The 16,481-nt window shown below is 73.1% G+C and carries 17 protein-coding genes; 5 read left to right on the forward strand and 12 right to left on the reverse strand.

Annotated features, from left to right (window positions below):
• Positions 1-83 precede the first annotated feature (83 nt).
• Together ACFV46_RS03005 and ACFV46_RS03010 are read right to left on the reverse strand one after the other, a co-directional pair.
• On the reverse strand, positions 84-671 hold the full coding sequence (locus ACFV46_RS03005) for a sigma-70 family RNA polymerase sigma factor (RefSeq protein WP_055622496.1): 588 nt from the start codon (positions 669-671) through the stop codon (positions 84-86).
• Between the two features lie 329 nt (positions 672-1,000).
• Positions 1,001-1,612 carry a response regulator transcription factor gene (locus ACFV46_RS03010; protein WP_003948568.1) on the reverse strand — a complete coding sequence of 204 codons (612 nt, stop codon included), beginning with the start codon at positions 1,610-1,612 and terminating at the stop codon, positions 1,001-1,003.
• 380 nt (positions 1,613-1,992) lie between these two features.
• Here ACFV46_RS03010 and ACFV46_RS03015 point away from each other — a divergent pair, with 380 nt between their 5' ends.
• The gene (locus ACFV46_RS03015) at positions 1,993-2,322 is read left to right on the forward strand and encodes a WhiB family transcriptional regulator (protein ID WP_055622497.1); all 330 of its coding nucleotides are present in this window, start codon (positions 1,993-1,995) and stop codon (positions 2,320-2,322) included.
• A 42-nt stretch (positions 2,323-2,364) separates the two neighbouring features.
• Here the strand turns inward: ACFV46_RS03015 and ACFV46_RS03020 are convergent, their stop codons facing one another.
• Positions 2,365-3,288, reverse strand: a complete 924-nt coding sequence (locus ACFV46_RS03020) for a LysR family transcriptional regulator (protein ID WP_361925722.1) — start codon at positions 3,286-3,288, stop codon at positions 2,365-2,367.
• Between the two features lie 81 nt (positions 3,289-3,369).
• Here ACFV46_RS03020 and ACFV46_RS03025 point away from each other — a divergent pair, with 81 nt between their 5' ends.
• The 3 genes from ACFV46_RS03025 (at position 3,370) to ACFV46_RS03035 (ending at position 5,711) form a co-directional block, all read left to right on the forward strand.
• A complete protein-coding gene (locus ACFV46_RS03025; protein ID WP_361925720.1) occupies positions 3,370-4,038 on the forward strand; it encodes an MOSC domain-containing protein in 669 nt (222 codons plus the stop codon).
• Positions 4,039-4,153: 115 nt separating this feature from the next.
• Positions 4,154-4,927: an SDR family oxidoreductase gene (locus tag ACFV46_RS03030; protein ID WP_361925719.1), complete on the forward strand. Its 774-nt coding sequence runs from the start codon at positions 4,154-4,156 to the stop codon at positions 4,925-4,927.
• A 91-nt stretch (positions 4,928-5,018) separates the two neighbouring features.
• On the forward strand, positions 5,019-5,711 hold the full coding sequence (locus ACFV46_RS03035) for an ester cyclase (protein ID WP_361925717.1): 693 nt from the start codon (positions 5,019-5,021) through the stop codon (positions 5,709-5,711).
• 76 nt (positions 5,712-5,787) lie between these two features.
• Here ACFV46_RS03035 and ACFV46_RS03040 read toward each other — a convergent pair whose 3' ends face one another.
• From ACFV46_RS03040 to ACFV46_RS03060, 5 genes are all read right to left on the reverse strand, one after another.
• Positions 5,788-6,822 carry a hypothetical protein gene (locus tag ACFV46_RS03040; protein ID WP_385496837.1) on the reverse strand — a complete coding sequence of 345 codons (1,035 nt, stop codon included), beginning with the start codon at positions 6,820-6,822 and terminating at the stop codon, positions 5,788-5,790.
• A gap of 102 nt (positions 6,823-6,924) precedes the next feature.
• Positions 6,925-8,553: a chaperonin GroEL gene (gene groL, locus ACFV46_RS03045; RefSeq protein WP_361925713.1), complete on the reverse strand. Its 1,629-nt coding sequence runs from the start codon at positions 8,551-8,553 to the stop codon at positions 6,925-6,927.
• A gap of 122 nt (positions 8,554-8,675) precedes the next feature.
• Entirely contained in the window at positions 8,676-8,984 is a 309-nt protein-coding gene (groES, locus tag ACFV46_RS03050) for a co-chaperone GroES (protein ID WP_013001368.1), read from the reverse strand.
• A gap of 236 nt (positions 8,985-9,220) precedes the next feature.
• Entirely contained in the window at positions 9,221-10,045 is an 825-nt protein-coding gene (locus ACFV46_RS03055) for a polysaccharide deacetylase family protein (protein ID WP_385496838.1), read from the reverse strand.
• Complete coding sequence (locus tag ACFV46_RS03060; protein WP_385496839.1) at positions 10,042-11,145, reverse strand: polysaccharide deacetylase family protein; 1,104 nt, start codon at positions 11,143-11,145, stop codon at positions 10,042-10,044. The genes ACFV46_RS03055 and ACFV46_RS03060 overlap by 4 nt, the downstream gene beginning before the upstream one ends.
• 91 nt (positions 11,146-11,236) lie before the next feature.
• Here ACFV46_RS03060 and ACFV46_RS03065 point away from each other — a divergent pair, with 91 nt between their 5' ends.
• Entirely contained in the window at positions 11,237-12,409 is a 1,173-nt protein-coding gene (locus ACFV46_RS03065) for a methyltransferase domain-containing protein (protein ID WP_385496840.1), read from the forward strand.
• Here ACFV46_RS03065 and ACFV46_RS03070 read toward each other — a convergent pair.
• The 4 genes from ACFV46_RS03070 to ACFV46_RS03085 all read right to left on the reverse strand — a co-directional run bounded on the left by ACFV46_RS03070 (position 12,406) and on the right by ACFV46_RS03085 (position 16,426).
• The gene (locus ACFV46_RS03070; protein WP_385496841.1) at positions 12,406-13,665 is read right to left on the reverse strand and encodes an RNA polymerase sigma factor; all 1,260 of its coding nucleotides are present in this window, start codon (positions 13,663-13,665) and stop codon (positions 12,406-12,408) included. The genes ACFV46_RS03065 and ACFV46_RS03070 overlap by 4 nt on opposite strands.
• 47 nt (positions 13,666-13,712) lie before the next feature.
• A complete protein-coding gene (locus ACFV46_RS03075; protein WP_151785429.1) occupies positions 13,713-14,069 on the reverse strand; it encodes a YciI family protein in 357 nt (118 codons plus the stop codon).
• Positions 14,070-14,179: 110 nt separating this feature from the next.
• Positions 14,180-15,229 carry an LCP family protein gene (locus ACFV46_RS03080; protein ID WP_385496843.1) on the reverse strand — a complete coding sequence of 350 codons (1,050 nt, stop codon included), beginning with the start codon at positions 15,227-15,229 and terminating at the stop codon, positions 14,180-14,182.
• 108 nt (positions 15,230-15,337) lie between these two features.
• Positions 15,338-16,426, reverse strand: coding sequence for a LacI family DNA-binding transcriptional regulator (locus tag ACFV46_RS03085; RefSeq protein WP_385496845.1), 1,089 nt, complete (start codon positions 16,424-16,426; stop codon positions 15,338-15,340).
• Between the last annotated feature and the right edge of the window lie 55 nt (positions 16,427-16,481).

Consider the following 16,481-nt stretch of genomic DNA (forward strand, 5'->3'; position numbering starts at 1 on the left):
GGTGTCACATTCCACGGTTCCGGACGGCTGCCGGCTTCGTATGTTCGTACGGGATCGAGGCAACCCCCGTTCACCCGCTGGGACTACTGCTCGGCGAGTGCCCGCAGTCTGCTCAGGGCCCGGTGCTGGGCGACCCGGACGGCTCCGGGTGACATTCCCAACATCTGGCCGGTCTCCTCGGCGGTCAGCCCCACGGCGATCCGCAGCAGCAGCAGCTCCCGCTGGTTCTCGGGCAGGTTGGCCAGGAGTTTCTTGGCCCACTCGGCGTCGCTGCTGAGCAGCGCGCGCTCCTCGGGGCCCAGCGAGTCGTCCGGCCGCTCGGGCATCTCGTCCGAGGGGACGGCCGTGGAGCCGGGGTGCCGCATCGCCGCCCGCTGCAGATCCGCGACCTTGTGCGCGGCGATGGCGAAGACGAACGCCTCGAAGGGGCGGCCGGTGTCCTTGTAGCGCGGCAGCGCCAGCAGGACGGCGACGCAGACCTCCTGGGCGAGGTCCTCGACGAAGTGCCGGGCGTCCCCCGGCAGGCGCGAGAGCCGGGTGCGGCAGTACCGCAGGGCCAGCGGGTGGACATGCGCGAGAAGGTCGTGGGTGGCCTGCTCGTCCCCGTCCACCGCGCGATGGACGAGTGCACCGATCGCCCCTGCGGCGTGAGCCGCCTCGTCGTCGCGCATCGGTCCATGGTGCCCTGCGGCCGCGGCGCGCGCGGCATCGCCGCCGTCGTTGTGCACCGAAGCGTTATGAGCAGGTGCGCCGGAACTCATCTCCTGCGCCCTCCCCTTCCGCTCGACCGACTCGTCCCCGAGAGACTCCACACCTCAAGGATGCGGCATCCGCGGCGAAACGAGCACCGGGCACCGATCGGACCCGCTGCCCGGCCTCGAAGCCGCGCCCCTGTGGGGGCGCGGGCCGAGACATGGTGCGGCCGGGCCGCGCGCACGCGACCAGCCACGACGAACCCGGGGCGACCGGCCGGCACGACGCGGGCCCCACGGCGGGACGCTCAGCGCACCAGGCCCCACCGGAACCCGAGCGCCACCGCGTGGGCCCGGTCCGAGGCGCCGAGCTTCTTGAACAGCCGGCGGGCGTGGGTCTTGACCGTGTCCTCCGAGAGGAACAGCTCGCGGCCGATCTCCGCGTTGGAGCGGCCGTGGCTCATGCCCTCCAGCACCTGGATCTCCCGCGCGGTCAGCGTCGGCGCGGCGCCCATCTCGGCGGAGCGCAGCCGGCGCGGGGCGAGCCGCCAGGTCGGGTCGGCCAGCGCCTGCGTGACCGTGGCCCGCAGCTCCGCGCGCGAGGCGTCCTTGTGCAGATAGCCGCGGGCACCGGCGGCGACCGCGAGGGCCACGCCGTCCAGGTCCTCGGCGACGGTGAGCATGATGATGCGCGCACCGGGGTCGGCGGACAGCAGCCGCCGTACGGTCTCCACGCCGCCCAGACCGGGCATGCGCACGTCCATCAGGATCAGGTCCGAGCGGTCGGCGCCCCAGCGGCGGAGGACTTCCTCGCCGTTGGCCGCCGTCGTCACACGCTCGACGCCGGGCACGGTCGCGACCGCGCGGCGGAGCGCCTCTCGGGCAAGCGGGGAGTCGTCGCAGACGAGGACGGATGTCATGGCCGCCCTCCGCAGCTGATGCACGTCACCTTGAGCCTCCAGGCTGGTACGAAATGTCACCTGTGCGGTCGACCGTCTCGGACGCCTGCCCGAGCGCTTCTTCTTTCAACCGCCTCCGCCCTCTCAACGACGGTCACTCGAAAGAGTTACGGGGGCATGTGCCGTCTTCGGCACTCTACGTGAGGGGACGGACACGGGGCAGACATGCGGGGCGGACCCTCCCCGTTTCATCACAAGCCGTGCCCCATTTAGCCCTTTTTCTTCCTACTTCGCAGCGTTTGGGGCTAGATTCGCAATGAGTCATATTTTCATCTTCTTAGATCGTAGATGTACGGTCGTAGACACCGTATCCGCCCAGAACGGCTACAAGGGGTCACGCAATGGCAGATTTCTCCCGCCTTCCCGGACCGAACGCGGACCTGTGGGACTGGCAGCTGCTGGCTGCATGTCGCGGGGTGGACAGCTCGCTCTTCTTCCATCCGGAGGGCGAGCGCGGGGCGGCCCGGAGCGCTCGAGAGAACTCGGCCAAGGAGGTCTGCATGAGGTGCCCCGTGCGCGCACAGTGCGCGGCGCACGCGCTGGCGGTACGCGAACCGTACGGCGTATGGGGCGGCTTGACCGAGGACGAGCGCGAGGAGCTCATGGGGCGGGCACGCAACCGGCTGGTGTCGGCGTCGACCACCGGCGGGGACGCGGGTCCCGACCGCTGAAGGAACGTTTCTCCAATCAGGGCACGCATCGCGTGCCCTTCCTCATGCCCGGGGCTCCCCCGGGCCCCCGGCGGCGCGGGCGAGCTGGTCCAGGGTCGCGGCCACGGCCGGCACCTGGGCGAGGTCCGGCAGCGTGAGGGCGACGATCTCGCGGCGGACCGCCGGTTCCAGCGCGACCATGCGCACACCCCGCGGCCGTACGGACTCCACGGCGAGCTGCGGCAGGACCGCCACACCGAGACCGGCGCCGACCAGACCGACGACCGCCGGGTAGTCGTCGGTGGCGAAGTCGATGCGCGGGGTGAAGCCGGCGCTCGCGCACACCTCGACCAGCTGGCCGCGGCAGCGCGGGCACCCGGCGATCCACGGCTCGGCCGCCAGATCGCCGATGGCGACCGACGCCGGTGATCCCGCGCGGGCGAGCCGGTGCCGCTCCGGGACGAGGCCGACCAGGCGGTCGGTGAGCAGCGGGCGGACCACGAGGTCGTCCCACTCCTCGGCGCCGGCGGCGCTCTCGTACCGGAAGGCCAGGGCCACGTCGCACTCGCCCTCGCGCAGCATCTCGACCGACTTCGGCGGCTCGGCCTCCTCCAGGGAGACGCGGGTGCCGGGGTGGGCGGCGCGCAGGGCGGCGAGGGCGGTCGGGACGAGGGTGGAGCTGCCGCTGGGGAAGGAGACGAGCCGGACCCGTCCGGCGCGCAGGCCGGCGATGGCGGCGACCTCCTCCTCTGCGGCGGTGAGCCCGGCCAGGATGCCGGTGGCGTGCCGCACGAGCGCGTCGCCGGCCTGGGTCAGCCGCATCGCGCGCCCGGTGCGGATCAGCAGCGGGGTGCCGACGGCCGTCTCCAGCGCCTTCATCTGCTGGCTCACGGCGGGCTGGGTGCAGCCCAGCTCGCGGGCGGCCGCCGAGAAGGAGCCGGTGGTCGCGACGGCGCGCAGGACGCGGAGATGACGGGCTTCGAGCACGTCATCGAGCATAAGGCGCGCTTGGGGAGTGCGCTGAATATCGCGTCGACACTTTGACCACCGGTCGCCTACCGTGCCGCCATGAAGCTTCTGTCAGTGAATCTCGGCCGCTCCGAGGCGGTGCCGTACACGGACCACCCCGAGGGGGTGACCGGCATCGACAAGCGCCCCGTCGAGGGCTCGGTACGGGTGACGGCACCCGGCCCGAAGGGCGTCGGCGGGAGCGGTCTGGCCGGGGACGCGGTGTGCTCGAGGCAGCATCACGGCGGCGACGACCAGGCCGTGTACGCGGTGGCGCGGGAGGACCTCGACGCCTGGGAGCGCGAGCTGGGGCGCCCGCTGCGCAACGGCGTGTTCGGAGAGAACCTCACGACGTCCGGGGTGGACGTCTCCGGGGCGCTGATCGGCGAGCGCTGGCGGGTGGGGCCCGATCTGCTGCTGGAGGTCACGAGCGGCCGTATCCCCTGCCGCACCTTCCAGGGCCACCTGGGTGAACGGCAGTGGGTCAGGCGGTTCACCGCGCAGGCCGCGCCGGGCGCGTATCTGCGGGTGATCGAGCCGGGCGAGATCCGGGCGGGCGACGCGATCGAGGTCGTCCGGCGGCCGGACCACGAGGTGACGGTGGCGTTCCAGTTCCGGGCGGTGACGACCGAGCGGTCGCTGCTGCCGCGCCTCCTCGCGGCGGCCGAGTGGCTGCACCCGGAGGCGGTGGAGACGGCGGAGAAGTACGTGGCGAAGTACGGCTCCTGACGCGACGCCAAAAGCCGTGGGCCGTCGGCTTGTTGCCCTCGGGGGCGGCCGGAGCGGGCGTCCACTGACCGGCCGCGGAGCGGAAGGGGGCGCTCCGGGCCCCTAACCTTGCGCCATGACAACGGCATTGATCACGGGATCGACCGCGGGCCTGGGCGCCGCGTTCGCGCGACGGCTGGCCTCCGACGGACATGACCTCGTCCTGGTGGCCCGGAACACCGAGCGGCTGCGCGAGCAGGCCACCGAACTGCACGACCGGCACGGCGTCGAGGCGGAGGTGCTGACGGCGGACCTCGCCGAGGACACCGGCATCGAGGCGGTCGCCGCCCGCCTCGGCGACCGCCGCAACCCGGTCGATCTGCTGATCAACAACGCGGGGTTCGGCAACAAGGGCCGCTACCTCGACGTGTCCATGGCCGACGAGCTGCGGATGCTCAAGGTGCACTGCGAGGCGGTGCTGCGGCTGACGTCGGCGGCGGCCGGGGCGATGCGCGAGCGGGGCCGGGGCGGGGTCGTGAACGTCGCCTCCGTGGCGGCGTTCGTGCCGCGCGGGACGTACGGCGCGTCCAAGGCGTGGGTCGTGCAGTTCACCCAGGGCGCGGCGCGGGACCTGGCCGGGAGCGGGGTGCGGCTGATGGCGCTGTGCCCGGGGTTCGTGCGGACCGAGTTCCACGAGCGCGCCGGCATGGGCACGGACAACATCCCCGGGTGGATGTGGCTGGACGCCGACAAGGTGGCGGCCGCCGCGCTGGAGGACCTGGCACGGGGGCGGGCGCTGTCCATCCCGGACCCCCGCTACAAGGTGCTGCTGGGCGCGGCGAAGCTGGTGCCGCGGGGCATGCTCGGCACGATCTCCTCGCGGACGGGCCGCAAGTACGGACCGCGGTAGCGGGCGCTCCCGGCGGGAGGCGGGGGGCGGCTCGGGCGAGGAGAATGGTGCTGTCCAGCCGCACCCAGGGGGACCGGGAGGCGCCGGCGCCATGACCTTCGTACAGCTCATCGACTGCAGGACGGACCGGTTCGACGAGATGAACCGGCTGATGGACAGGTGGGTCGAGCAGACCAAGGGGAAGCGGACGGCCACGCACGACGTCATCGGACGGGACCGGTCGGACGGCTCGCACTTCGTGGAGATCGTGGAGTTCCCGTCGTACGACGAGGCGATGCGCAACTCGCACCTCCCCGAGACCGGCCGGATCTACGAGGAGATGGTGGCGCTGTGCGACGGACCGCCGGTCTTCACCGATCTGGACGTGGTGCGCGACGAACAGCTGAACGTCCTCGCCGCGCGGGCCTTCTTCACGGAGCTGGGCCGCAGGCCCCCGGAGCGCGTCCTCGAGCACGTCACGGACGACTACGTGGACCACGACCCGTCCTACCCGCGTCCCGTCAAGGGCAAGGACGAGATGCGCGCGGTGCTGGAGGGCTGGTACGGCGCCTTCGACATCGCGTTCACCGTCCACGACCAGATGGCCGAGGACGACCGGGTCTGCACCCGCTGGACCGTGACCGGCCACCACAAGGGCGACTTCCTGGGCATCCCGCCGACCGGCCAGGACGTGAGCATGCAGGGCATGACCTGGCAGCGCTTCCGCGACGGCCGCATCTGCGAGGGCCACTGGATCTACGACCGCGCGGGTCTGATGGAGCAGTTGGGGGTACTCGCCGAATGACCGCGAAGGGGAAGGCCCCGCTCCCGTCCTGACGAGGGAGCGGGGCCTTTGTCGTCCCGGAGCCGGGTGAAGCCCGTCAGTCGCCGCCTCCCCCGTCCCCGCCGCCGTCTCCCCCGCCTCCGTCGCCGCCGTCTCCGCCGTCGTCGCCCCAGCCGTCGGCGCCGCCCGGTTCGTTGTCGTCGTGGCCGGTGCCCAGGTTGCTGAACCAGGGCAGTTCCCAGGTGGTGTCGGCGTCGTCGCCGGGGCGGGGGCGGGTGCGGAAGCGGGCCGAGCCCGTGGTGTCGCCCAGGCCGAAGGACGCCGCGACCGCGTGGGCCATGACGGCGTCCAGCGGGTCGGGGCTCTCGTGGCGCACGGCGGGGAGGGGCAGCAGGACCGTGCCGGGGGCGAGGTCGGGGCGGCGGGGCGGGCGGGTCAGGAGGGCGACCCGGTCGTCGTCGCGCAGCAGCCAGGAGCTGGTCGCGTCGGCACGCCGTAGCGTCCACTGCCGGCCGGGGAGTTGTATCCCGACGCTGCGTTTGGACTTGCGGAGCGTCCTGCGCAGGGACAGCCGCGCGTACTGGTCGCCGACGGTCAGCACCAGGCCGGCGCCCGGCGAGGAGGAGTCGCCGAGGTGGCCGTGGGGCGCGCGCAGCCGTACGGCCGGGGCGTGCGGGCCCCAGACGTCGACGCGGACCAGGCGCCGGTCCACGGCGACGGCCACCGGTCCGGCCGGGCCCGGCGCGTACCGGCGCGCGATCCACAGCGGGACGTCCTCGGCGCGCGCCCGCTCGGCGAGGGCGGCCACGGCGGCCGGTCCGCCGCACGCGCGCACGGACAGTTCGCCGAGGGCCCGCGCGAACTCGGCGGCCCGGCGGACCTTCAGCGGGGTGCTGGTGCCGGTCACCCGGATGACGGGGACGGTCCCGGCGTCCTGCGGCAGCCGCCCGAGCGGACGTTCGGTGCCACCGCCGCCGAGCCACTGGCCCCGCAGGAACGCCTCCGCCATGGCGCCGAGGTTCAGCTCGGCGAGCGGTGTCGTACGGCCGCCCCTGCGCAGTCCGTCCCCGGTCAGTTCCACGGTCCGCGCGAACGGGTTCCGGGACCGTTCGCCGTAGAGCACCTCGCTCATCGCACCCCCTGTTGTCCGGCCGTCGCCCTGAGGGTACGGCGAGGGCCCGGCACCCCACGGTGGGAGTGCCGGGCCCTCGGCGTCGTACTAGGTGCCGCTCACTCAGTGGGCGTGGCCGTGACCGTGGCCACCGGCGGCGGCCGGCTCCTCCTCTTCCTTCTTCTCGACGACCAGGGTCTCGGTCGTGAGCAGGAGGGAGGCGATGGAGGCGGCGTTCTCCAGGGCGGAGCGCGTCACCTTGACCGGGTCGATGACGCCGGCCTTGACCAGGTCGCCGTACTCGCCGGTGGCGGCGTTGAAGCCCTGGCCCTTCTCGAGCTCGGCGACCTTGGAGGTGATGACGTAACCCTCGAGGCCGGCGTTCTCGGCGATCCAGCGCAGCGGCTCGACGGCGGCGCGGCGGACGACGGCGACACCGGTGGCCTCGTCGCCGGTCTTGCCGAGGTTGCCCTCGAGGACCTTCACGGCGTGGACGAGCGCGGAGCCACCACCGGAGACGATGCCCTCCTCGACCGCGGCGCGGGTCGCGGAGATGGCGTCCTCCAGACGGTGCTTCTTCTCCTTCAGCTCCACCTCGGTGGCGGCGCCGACCTTGATCACGCACACGCCGCCGGCCAGCTTCGCGAGGCGCTCCTGGAGCTTCTCGCGGTCCCAGTCGGAGTCGGTGTTCTCGATCTCGGACTTGATCTGGGCGACGCGGCCCTGGACGTCCTCGGACTTGCCGGCGCCGTCGACGATCGTGGTGTCGTCCTTGGTGACGGTGACGCGGCGGGCGGAGCCGAGCACGTCGATGCCGACCTGGTCGAGCTTGAGGCCGACCTCCTCGGAGATGACCGTGGCGCCGGTGAGGGTCGCCATGTCCTGCAGCATCGCCTTGCGGCGGTCGCCGAAGCCGGGGGCCTTGACCGCGACCGCGTTGAAGGTGCCGCGGATCTTGTTGACCACCAGGGTCGACAGGGCCTCGCCCTCGACGTCCTCGGCGATGATCAGCAGCGGCTTGGAGGCGTTGGTCTGGATGACCTTCTCCAGCAGCGGCAGCAGGTCGGCGATGGAGGAGATCTTGCCCTGGTTGATGAGGATGTAGGGGTCCTCCAGGACGGCCTCCATGCGCTCCTGGTCCGTCACGAAGTACGGCGACAGGTAGCCCTTGTCGAAGGCCATGCCCTCGGTGAAGTCCAGCTCCAGCCCGAAGGTGTTGGACTCCTCGACGGTGATGACACCGTCCTTGCCGACCTTGTCCATCGCCTCGGCGATGAGCTCGCCGACCTGCTGGTCCTGGGCGGACAGCGCGGCGACGGCGGCGATGTCGGACTTCTCGTCGATCGGGCGCGCGGTCGCGAGGAGGTCCTCGGACACGGCGGCGACGGCGGCGTCGATGCCCTTCTTCAGCAGCGCCGGGGAGGCGCCGGCGGCAACGTTCTTCAGGCCCTCGCGCACGAGCGCCTGGGCGAGCACGGTGGCGGTGGTGGTGCCGTCACCCGCGATGTCGTTGGTCTTGGTCGCCACCTCCTTCACCAGCTGGGCGCCGAGGTTCTCGTACGGGTCCTCGACCTCGACCTCACGGGCGATGGTCACACCGTCGTTGGTGATGGTGGGGGCGCCGAACTTCTTGTCGATGACGACGTTGCGGCCCTTGGGGCCGATCGTCACCTTGACCGTGTCGGCAAGCTTGTTGACGCCGCGCTCGAGGGCGCGACGGGCGTCCTCGTCGAACTTCAGGATCTTCGCCATGACAGCGGGAGCCCTCTCGGATTCTGTGGGTTCTCAAAAAAAGACACTGCGCCCCGGGCGCCCGGTTCTCATGTGGTCGCGGGGGCCAGGGGCGCAGCTGAAGACAAGAGCTTCGAGGTGTCTTACTTCTCGATGACCGCGAGCACGTCGCGGGACGAGAGGACGAGGTACTCCTCGCCGTTGTACTTCACCTCGGTGCCGCCGTACTTGCTGTACAGCACGATGTCGCCGACCTTCACATCGAGCGGAAGGCGCTCGCCGTTCTCGAAGCGGCCCGGACCGACGGCGAGGATGACGCCCTCCTGGGGCTTCTCCTTCGCGGTGTCCGGGATGACCAGGCCAGAGGCGGTGGTCTGCTCGGCGTCGAGCGGCTGGACCACGATGCGGTCCTCGAGCGGCTTGATGGCAACCTTGGAGCTGGTGGTCGTCACGATCCGACCTCCCCCTTCGGAGATCTCACGGGGTTAACTGTCTGAGGTGGCGACCAGGTCGATCCGTCGTCGCGGGTGCCGGACCTGCCCGTCGCGTGGTTGGCACTCTCCAGTGGGGAGTGCCAGAGCCGAGACTATGACCGCGATTAGCACTCGGTCAAGCGGAGTGCCAATTCGCCGTGGCGCGGCGCGCCGCGGACGGCCCCCCCGGAACGCCGGATGCCGCCGACGGGACGTCAGACGTAGTCCTCCAGGCGGCCCACGGTGAGCCCCCGCTCCTGGACCGCCCGCAGCAGCAGGGTGGTGCGCTCCCGCAGCGACAGCCCGCCCGGCTCGGCGGACGGCACGGAGACGACGTCGCCGGGGCGCAGCCGCCCGGGCCCCTCCGCGTACGTCAGCCGGCCGCCGCCCGTCATCGTCGCGCGCCACAGCACGACGGCGCCGACCCCGCAGTCGGCGGCGGCGCGCAGCGTGGTGCTGTCGTAGGTGCCGTAGGGCGGCCGGAAGAGACGGGGGCGGACACCGAAGCGGGCGTGCAGCTTGTGCTGCTGGCCGCAGATCTCGGCGCGCTGGCCGGCGTAGGGCAGTCCGCGCAGGGCGGCGTGGTCGAGGGTGTGGTTCTGCAGGGACGCGCCGACCGCGCGCAGCCGCGCGAAGTGCCCGTAGCCGGGGCCGACCACACTGTCCGTGAGGAACATGCTGACGGGCAACCGCAGTTCCCGGACCATGTCGACGAAGCGGGGGTCCTTCTCGGCGCCGTCGTCGTAGGTGAGGAAGACGACGCGGTCGCGGGTGGGGACGCGGCGCAGGACGGGCGGCGGTCCGCCGGGGGGCCGGGCGACGCGGCGGGCGGGCGGCGGGGGCGGCGCGGGCAGCGGGTCGCTCAGCCCCCAGCGGCGGTACGGCTGCGCGGTGTGCGTGGCGTTCTTCGCGGCGCGCGTGGCCTCCTGACCGGTCCCGGCGCGGGGGCCGGTGGCGGTCGTCCCGGCGGCGCATCCGGCGAGCACAGCGATCGCCAGGGCCACGACGACGGACGCGCGTGTCCCCGGCGGCGGCGTCACAGGTAGTCCTCCAGCCGGGCCACCGCGAACCCCTCGGCCGTGACCTTGTCCAGGAACCGGCGGATCATGTCGGGCATTGTGCCCTTCCACTCGTCCCGGCCCCGGAAGTGACTGAGCACGATGTCACCCGGACGGATCCGCCGGTCCTCCTCCCGGTAGTCCCAGCGGTCGACGAAGACCTCCTCGTTCCACAGGGGGACGTACCGCACGCCGCAGGACCGGGCCGCGCGCAGGGTGTTCCGGTCGTAGTTGCCGAAGGGCGGGCGGAACAGCGCGGGCCGCTCGCCGAAGCGCTCCTCCATGACGTCCTGCATGCCGCAGATCTCGTACTGCTGGCCACGGTAGGACAGGCCGGGCAGATACCGGTGGTGGAGGGTGTGGTTGTTCAGGCCGGCCCCCGCCCGCTGGAGCTGCCGGAAGTAGCCGTAGTCGTCCTTGATCACGTAGTCGCTGAGGAAGGCGGTGTACGGCACCTTCAGGTCGCTCATCATGCGCAGGAACGCCGGGTCCTTCTCGGCGCCGTCGTCGATGGTCAGGAAGACGACCTTCTGCCGCGTGGGGACGGTCGTGAAGACCGGCGGGAGGCCCAGTTCCTCGTGCCCGTCGACCTCGAAGCCCCCGCGGGTGGTGATCCGGGGCTTGACCGCGGGCGGCGGCGGGGGCACGAGCGGGACCCGGGCGAGCCGCCAGCGCCGGGCCGCGGCGACCCGGGCGGCATGGGCCTGCTGGGCGGACGGCGGCTTCCTGCCGTCCGGGGAACGGCCGCTGTCCGGGGAAGGACTGCCGTCCGAGGAACGGGTGCCGTCCGGAGTCCGGGTGCCGTCCGGAGGCGACGCCGGTGCGGCCGAACGGCTCGGCACGGGCCCGGCGGCCGGGGAGGTGCCGCCCGCCGGGCCGGGGAGCGCGCCCTGCGCGCAGCCCGAGGCGACGGCGGCGACCGCGAGCCCGGCGACGGCTCCCCGCAGCCGCGCACGCCGGATCGCCCGGGCGGCGGGACGGCCCCAGGACGCAATCCCGGCGATCCCGGCGATCCCAGTGTTCCCGGCGATCCGAGCGATCCCCAGAGGCCCCTTTTTGTCATTTTGTCCTACAAGTCGCATGGAGCCGGATCCTGGCAGGCGCCCCCGCCCGGACCGGGCCGACAGCGCCGCCGTGGAGCGGACCATCCTCCGACTGGCCGACAATGACCCGGTGAACGACCACCTCGACGCCTTCACCGCCCTGCTCGCCCCCGAGGGCCGCGCCCTCCTCGACGCGGTGCGCGGCACCGACCCCGCCGACGAACTCGCCGTCGCCACCAGGCTGCGCCGCGAGCACCCGGCCGGGCTGGTGTCCGCGGCGCTCGGGCAGGCCCGGCTGCGGCAGCGGGCGGCGGCGAAGTTCGGCGCCGAGGACGCGGGGCGCATGTACTTCACGCCGAACGGCGTCGAGCAGTCGACGCGGGCGAGCGTGGCGGCGTACCGCGCGGCCCGGATGCGGGAGCTGGGCATCGGCTCGGTCGCCGATCTGTGCTGCGGCATCGGCGGCGACGCGATCGCGCTCGCACGGGCCGGCATCCGGGTGCTGGCCGTCGACCGGGACCCGGCGACGGTCGCGGCGGCGCGGGCCAACATGGCGGCGCTGGGGCTGGCGGACCTGGTCGAGGTGCGCGAGGCGGACGTCACCGAGGTCGGGACCGACGGCTTCGACGCCGTGTTCGTCGACCCGGCCCGGCGGGGCGGACGCGGCCGCATCTTCGACCCGGAGGCGTACTCGCCGCCCCTGTCCTGGGCCGTCGAGGCCGCCCGCACCGCGCCCCATGCCGCCCTGAAGGTCGCGCCCGGCATCCCGCACGAGGCGGTCCCCGGCGACGCGGAGGCCGAGTGGATCTCGGACGGCGGGGACGTCAAGGAGGCGGTGCTGTGGTTCGGGACGGCCCCCGGGGCGGTCCGCGCCACCCTGCTGCCGGGCCCGCGCCCGCTGCTCTCCCGCGGCCTGCCCGACCCGGCGGTGCGGCCCGTCGGACGCTATCTGTACGAGCCGGACGGCGCCGTCATCCGGGCCCATCTGGTCGCCGAGGTCGCCGAGTCGCTGGACGGCGGGCTCGTCGACGCGACCATCGCGTACGTCACCGCGGACGAGCTGCGCCCCACGCCGTACGCCACCGCGTACGAGATCACCGACCGGCTGCCGTTCAACGTGAAGCGGCTGAAGGCGCTGCTGCGGGAGCGCGAGGTGGGCACGCTGACCGTGAAGAAGCGCGGTTCGGCGGTCGAGCCGGAGGAACTGCGCCGCAAGGTCAAGCCGCAGGGACCGAACGCGGCCACCGTGTTCCTGACCCGGGTGGCGGGGGCGCCGACGATGCTCGTGGGACGCCCCGCCTAGGGCGTGACGTCCGCCGCGCGTCCGAGCAGCATCTCCCGCTCCGCCTCGTTGCGTGTCAGGGCCGCCGCGCGCTCGAACTCCGCCCGTGCCTCCGCCGTACGGCCGAGGCGCAGCAGCAGATCGCCGCGCACGCTCGGCAGCAGGTGGTAGTCCCGCAGCGCCGGTGCGCCCATGAGGCCGTCGACGATCTCCAGGGCGGGCCCGGGGCCCTCGGCCATCGAGACGGCGACCGCCCGGTTCAGCTCCACGACCGGCGACGGCGCCCGGGCGGCGAGCAGCCGGTACAGCGTGGCGATGGTCTGCCAGTCGGTGTCCTCGTAGCGGTACGCGTGCGCGTGGCAGGCGGCGATGGCGGCCTGGAGGGCGTACGGGCCGGGGGCGCCCGTGGCCGTGGCGCCCGCCCGGTCCAGGGCGGTGATGCCCCGGGCGATCAGCATGCGGTTCCAGCGGCGGCGGTTCTGGTCGCGCAGCAGAACGGGCGTGCCGTCGGGGGCGGTGCGCGCGGGCGTGCGGGACGCCTGGAACTCCAGCAGCGCGGCCAGGGCGTGCACCTCGGGCTCCTTCGGCATCAGCGCGGCGAGCTGCCGGGCCAGCCGCAGCGCGTCCTCGCACAGCGCGGGGCGCAGCCAGTCGTCGCCCGCGGTGGCCGCGTACCCCTCGTTGAAGATCAGGTAGATGACGTCGAGGACGGAGCCGAGCCGCGCCTCCCGGTCGGGCCCGTACGGCACCTCGAAGGCGACGTTCCGGGTGGCCAGGGTGCGCTTGGCGCGGACCACGCGCTGGGCGACCGTGGCCTCGGGGACCAGGTAGGCGCGGGCGATCTCGGCGGTGGTCAGACCGCCGACCAGGCGCAGGGTGAGTGCTGTGCGGGCCTCCGGGGACAGCACGGGATGGCAGGTGGTGAAGACGAGCCGGAGCAGGTCGTCGTCGATGGCGTCGGGGTCGGCGGGCTCCGGCGGCGGCACGTCCTCCAGGGTCCGGCCGATCTCCCGGAGCTTGCGGGCGTAGTTCTCCCGGCGCCGGACCAGGTCGACGGCGCGGTGCCGGGCGGCGGCGGTGAGCCAGGCGCCCGGCCGGTCGGGCACGCCGTCGCGCGGCCACTGCTCCAGCGCGGCGACCAGGGCGTCCTGGGCGAGTTCCTCGGCGATGCCGACGTCCCGGACGACCCGGGTGACGGCGGCGACGACACGGGGGAACTCGAGGCGGAACACGGTGTCGAGGGCGGACCGGGTGTCGATGCTGCGCGGTGTCTCCACAGCCCACCATCGAACACCCTGTCCGCCCGGCGGCCCAGCGGGGGCGGTCACCCCTCGGCGATCTCCCGCACCTCGCAGGTGACGGTCCAGAACTCCTCGTGGACCTTCAGGAAGCGGGTGGTCCACTCGATGGCCTCGGCCTTGTCCTTGCACTGCATGATCGCGTACCCGCCGACGACCTCCTTGGCCTCGGTGAAGGGCCCGTCGGTGACGGAGATCCGGCCGCCCTCCCAGTGCACCCGGGTGCCCTGCGCGGACGGCAGCAGCCCGGCGGTGTCGAGCATGACGCCCGCCTTCGTGACCTCCTCGATCAGCTCGCCCATGCGCCGCATCAGTTCGGGGCTCGGACCCTCGGCGGGGGCGGACGCCTCGTCGATCTTCACGAGCGACAGGTATCGGGGCATGGTGACTCCTCGTGCTGCGGTGGCCGGGCCCTTCCCGGCCTCTCACCCCTGCGTCGAACGGCCGGGCGCCGGATCGACACGTCCTGCGGGATTTCCTGAGAGATCTTTTCTCAGCGCAGCGACTTCCACAGCTCGCTCGCCTCCGGCTCGTCCGCCACCACCCGGTTGTGGTTGGACGGCGCGGGCACGACCGGCATGGTCAGGGTCTTCACACCGTCCGACGTCAGCCCGCGCAGGCTCTGCCCGAGGCCGGTCAGCTCGCTCAGCGAGTCCAGTCCCGTGTCCGTGGTCAGGGCGCCGGTCACCGCGTCGGCGACCCGGTAGAGCCGGGCGGGGTCGGTGAGCAGGTCCGTGGAGGAGATCTGGTCGAGCAGCGCCTTCACGAGCTTCTGCTGGAGCTCGATGCGGCCCAGGTCGCTGCCGTTGCCGATGCCGTGCCGGGTACGGGCCAGCGCCAGCGCCTGCTTGCCGTCCAGATGGTGCGTGCCGGCCGCGAGGTCCAGATGGCTGTCGTCGTCGTGGATGTCCTCGTCCGTGGTGACGGTGACCCCGCCGAGGGCGTCCACCAGCTTCGCGAACCCGGAGAAGTCCAGCTCGACGTAGTGGTCCATCCGCACACCCGTCAGCGACTCGGCCGTCTTCACCGCGCAGACCGGACCGCCCAGCGCGTAGGCGCTGTTGAACATGGCCTGGTACGCCCGCCGGGTCGACCCACCCGACGGCAGCGGGCAGGACGGCCGGGTGACCAGGGTGTCGCGCGGGATGCTCACGACCGTGGCCGTGGTGCGGCCGGCGTCGATGTGGAACACCATCGCCGTGTCCGAGCGGGCGCCCCCGCTGTCGCCCCCGCCGAGCTTCCTGTTGGCGGCGCCGCTGCGCGAGTCCGAGCCGAGGACCAGGATGTTCAGCGCCTGCGTCGGCAGCGGTGACGCCGACGGCGACGGGGTCGTCATGACCCGGGGCGGGCGGTCGTCGCCCAGCGCCTGGTCGATGTCGACACCGGTGATGTTGTCGTCGAGATGCCGGTAGGCCCAGGCCGCCGCCCCGATCGCCAGGGCCAGTAAGGCCGCGAGCGCGATCCCCGTCCTTCTCCACACGGTCGCCCGCCGGCTCCCGCGTCCCCCGTCGTCCCCACCCGTTCCCCGCCCGCGTCCCCTCATGGACAGGAACGTACGTCCGAATTATTATGGCCAGACAGCCCAGAGCCGCTTTTCTCGCGAAATTCTCAGACTTCTCTCAGACGGCAGCCGAATGTTTCGCGCCGGGTGTCACCGCTGGGGCGCGGGGGCCGTACTGCTGCGCACCACCAGACTCGTCGCCAGGTCCACCCTGGTCGCCGTGGGCTGCTCCCTGGCGAGGTCCAGCACCAGCTTGGCCGCCGCCTCCGCCATCTCCGTCAGCGGCTGCCGCACGGTGGTCAGCGGCGGCCCGACCCAGCGCGCGACCGGCAGGTCGTCGAACCCGACGACGCTCAGGTCCTCCGGCACCCGCAGCCCGAGCTCCCGCGCGGCCTCGTACAGGCCGAGCGCCTGCAGGTCGTTGCCGGCGAAGACCGCCGTGGGCCGGTCCGGGCGGCGCAGCAGGTCCAGGCCCTCCCGGTAGCCGGTCTCGTGGTGGAAGTCGCCGGTCCTGACCAGGTCCTGGTCGACCGTCAGCCCGGCGGTCTCCAGGGCGGCGCGGTAGCCGTCGAGGCGGGCGCGGCTGCACATCATCCGGGACGGCCCGGTGATCGCGCCGATCCGCCGGTGCCCGAGCTCGATGAGATGGCGGGTGGCGGCGAGGCCGCCCTGCCAGTTGGTCGCGCCGATGGACGGCACGTCGGCACCCGGGTCGCCCGCCGGGTCCATCACGACGAACGGGATGGAACGGCTGGTCAGCAGGGCCCGCTGGGCCTCGTCGAGGCCGGACAGCACGAGGATCACCCCGTGCGGGCGGCGGGCGGCGACCTGGTCGGCCCAGGTCCGGCCCGGTGTGTGGCGCCCCGCGCTCTCGCTGAGCACGACGCTCAGCCCCGCGTCCCTGGCCACGTTCTCGACGCCCCGGATGACCTCCATCGCCCAGGCGCTCTCCAGCTCGTGGAAGACCAGGTCGATCAGGGGCGAGCGGCCGGTCTCGGCCCGTCGGCGGCGGTAGCCGTGGGCGCGCAGCAGCTCCTCGACGCGGCTGCGGGTGCCCGGGGCGACGTCCGCGCGTCCGTTGAGGACCTTCGAAACAGTCGGCGCCGAGACGCCGGCCTCGCGGGCGATCTCGGCGAGCGTGGCCGTCCGCCCGGACCGGCCGGTCGTCGGGGCCGTCGACGATGCCGGCCGGTTCTCCGGCTCGTCCGTCCGGGGTGCGGCGGTCTCACGGGCTGTCATGGCGGCGATCGTAACCCCGCCCGGCCCGAGGACGAACCCCCTCCGACCCAGTCCA

Origin of the sequence: Streptomyces sp. NPDC059852, assembly GCF_042731455.1 — a bacterium.
Lineage (GTDB): Bacteria > Actinomycetota > Actinomycetes > Streptomycetales > Streptomycetaceae > Streptomyces.

Coding starts and splice junctions, on each gene's coding strand:
- ACFV46_RS03015 (WP_055622497.1), top strand. CDS start 1,993: ATGGCAGATTTCTCCCGCCTTCCCGGACCGAACGCGGACCTGTGGGAC.
- groL (WP_361925713.1), bottom strand. CDS start 8,553: ATGGCGAAGATCCTGAAGTTCGACGAGGACGCCCGTCGCGCCCTCGAG.
- ACFV46_RS03025 (WP_361925720.1), top strand. CDS start 3,370: ATGAAGCTTCTGTCAGTGAATCTCGGCCGCTCCGAGGCGGTGCCGTAC.
- ACFV46_RS03010 (WP_003948568.1), bottom strand. CDS start 1,612: ATGACATCCGTCCTCGTCTGCGACGACTCCCCGCTTGCCCGAGAGGCG.
- ACFV46_RS03030 (WP_361925719.1), top strand. CDS start 4,154: ATGACAACGGCATTGATCACGGGATCGACCGCGGGCCTGGGCGCCGCG.
- ACFV46_RS03075 (WP_151785429.1), bottom strand. CDS start 14,069: ATGCCCCGATACCTGTCGCTCGTGAAGATCGACGAGGCGTCCGCCCCC.
- ACFV46_RS03085 (WP_385496845.1), bottom strand. CDS start 16,426: ATGACAGCCCGTGAGACCGCCGCACCCCGGACGGACGAGCCGGAGAAC.
- ACFV46_RS03060 (WP_385496839.1), bottom strand. CDS start 11,145: ATGCGACTTGTAGGACAAAATGACAAAAAGGGGCCTCTGGGGATCGCT.
- ACFV46_RS03040 (WP_385496837.1), bottom strand. CDS start 6,822: ATGAGCGAGGTGCTCTACGGCGAACGGTCCCGGAACCCGTTCGCGCGG.
- ACFV46_RS03080 (WP_385496843.1), bottom strand. CDS start 15,229: ATGAGGGGACGCGGGCGGGGAACGGGTGGGGACGACGGGGGACGCGGG.
- ACFV46_RS03035 (WP_361925717.1), top strand. CDS start 5,019: ATGACCTTCGTACAGCTCATCGACTGCAGGACGGACCGGTTCGACGAG.
- ACFV46_RS03005 (WP_055622496.1), bottom strand. CDS start 671: ATGCGCGACGACGAGGCGGCTCACGCCGCAGGGGCGATCGGTGCACTC.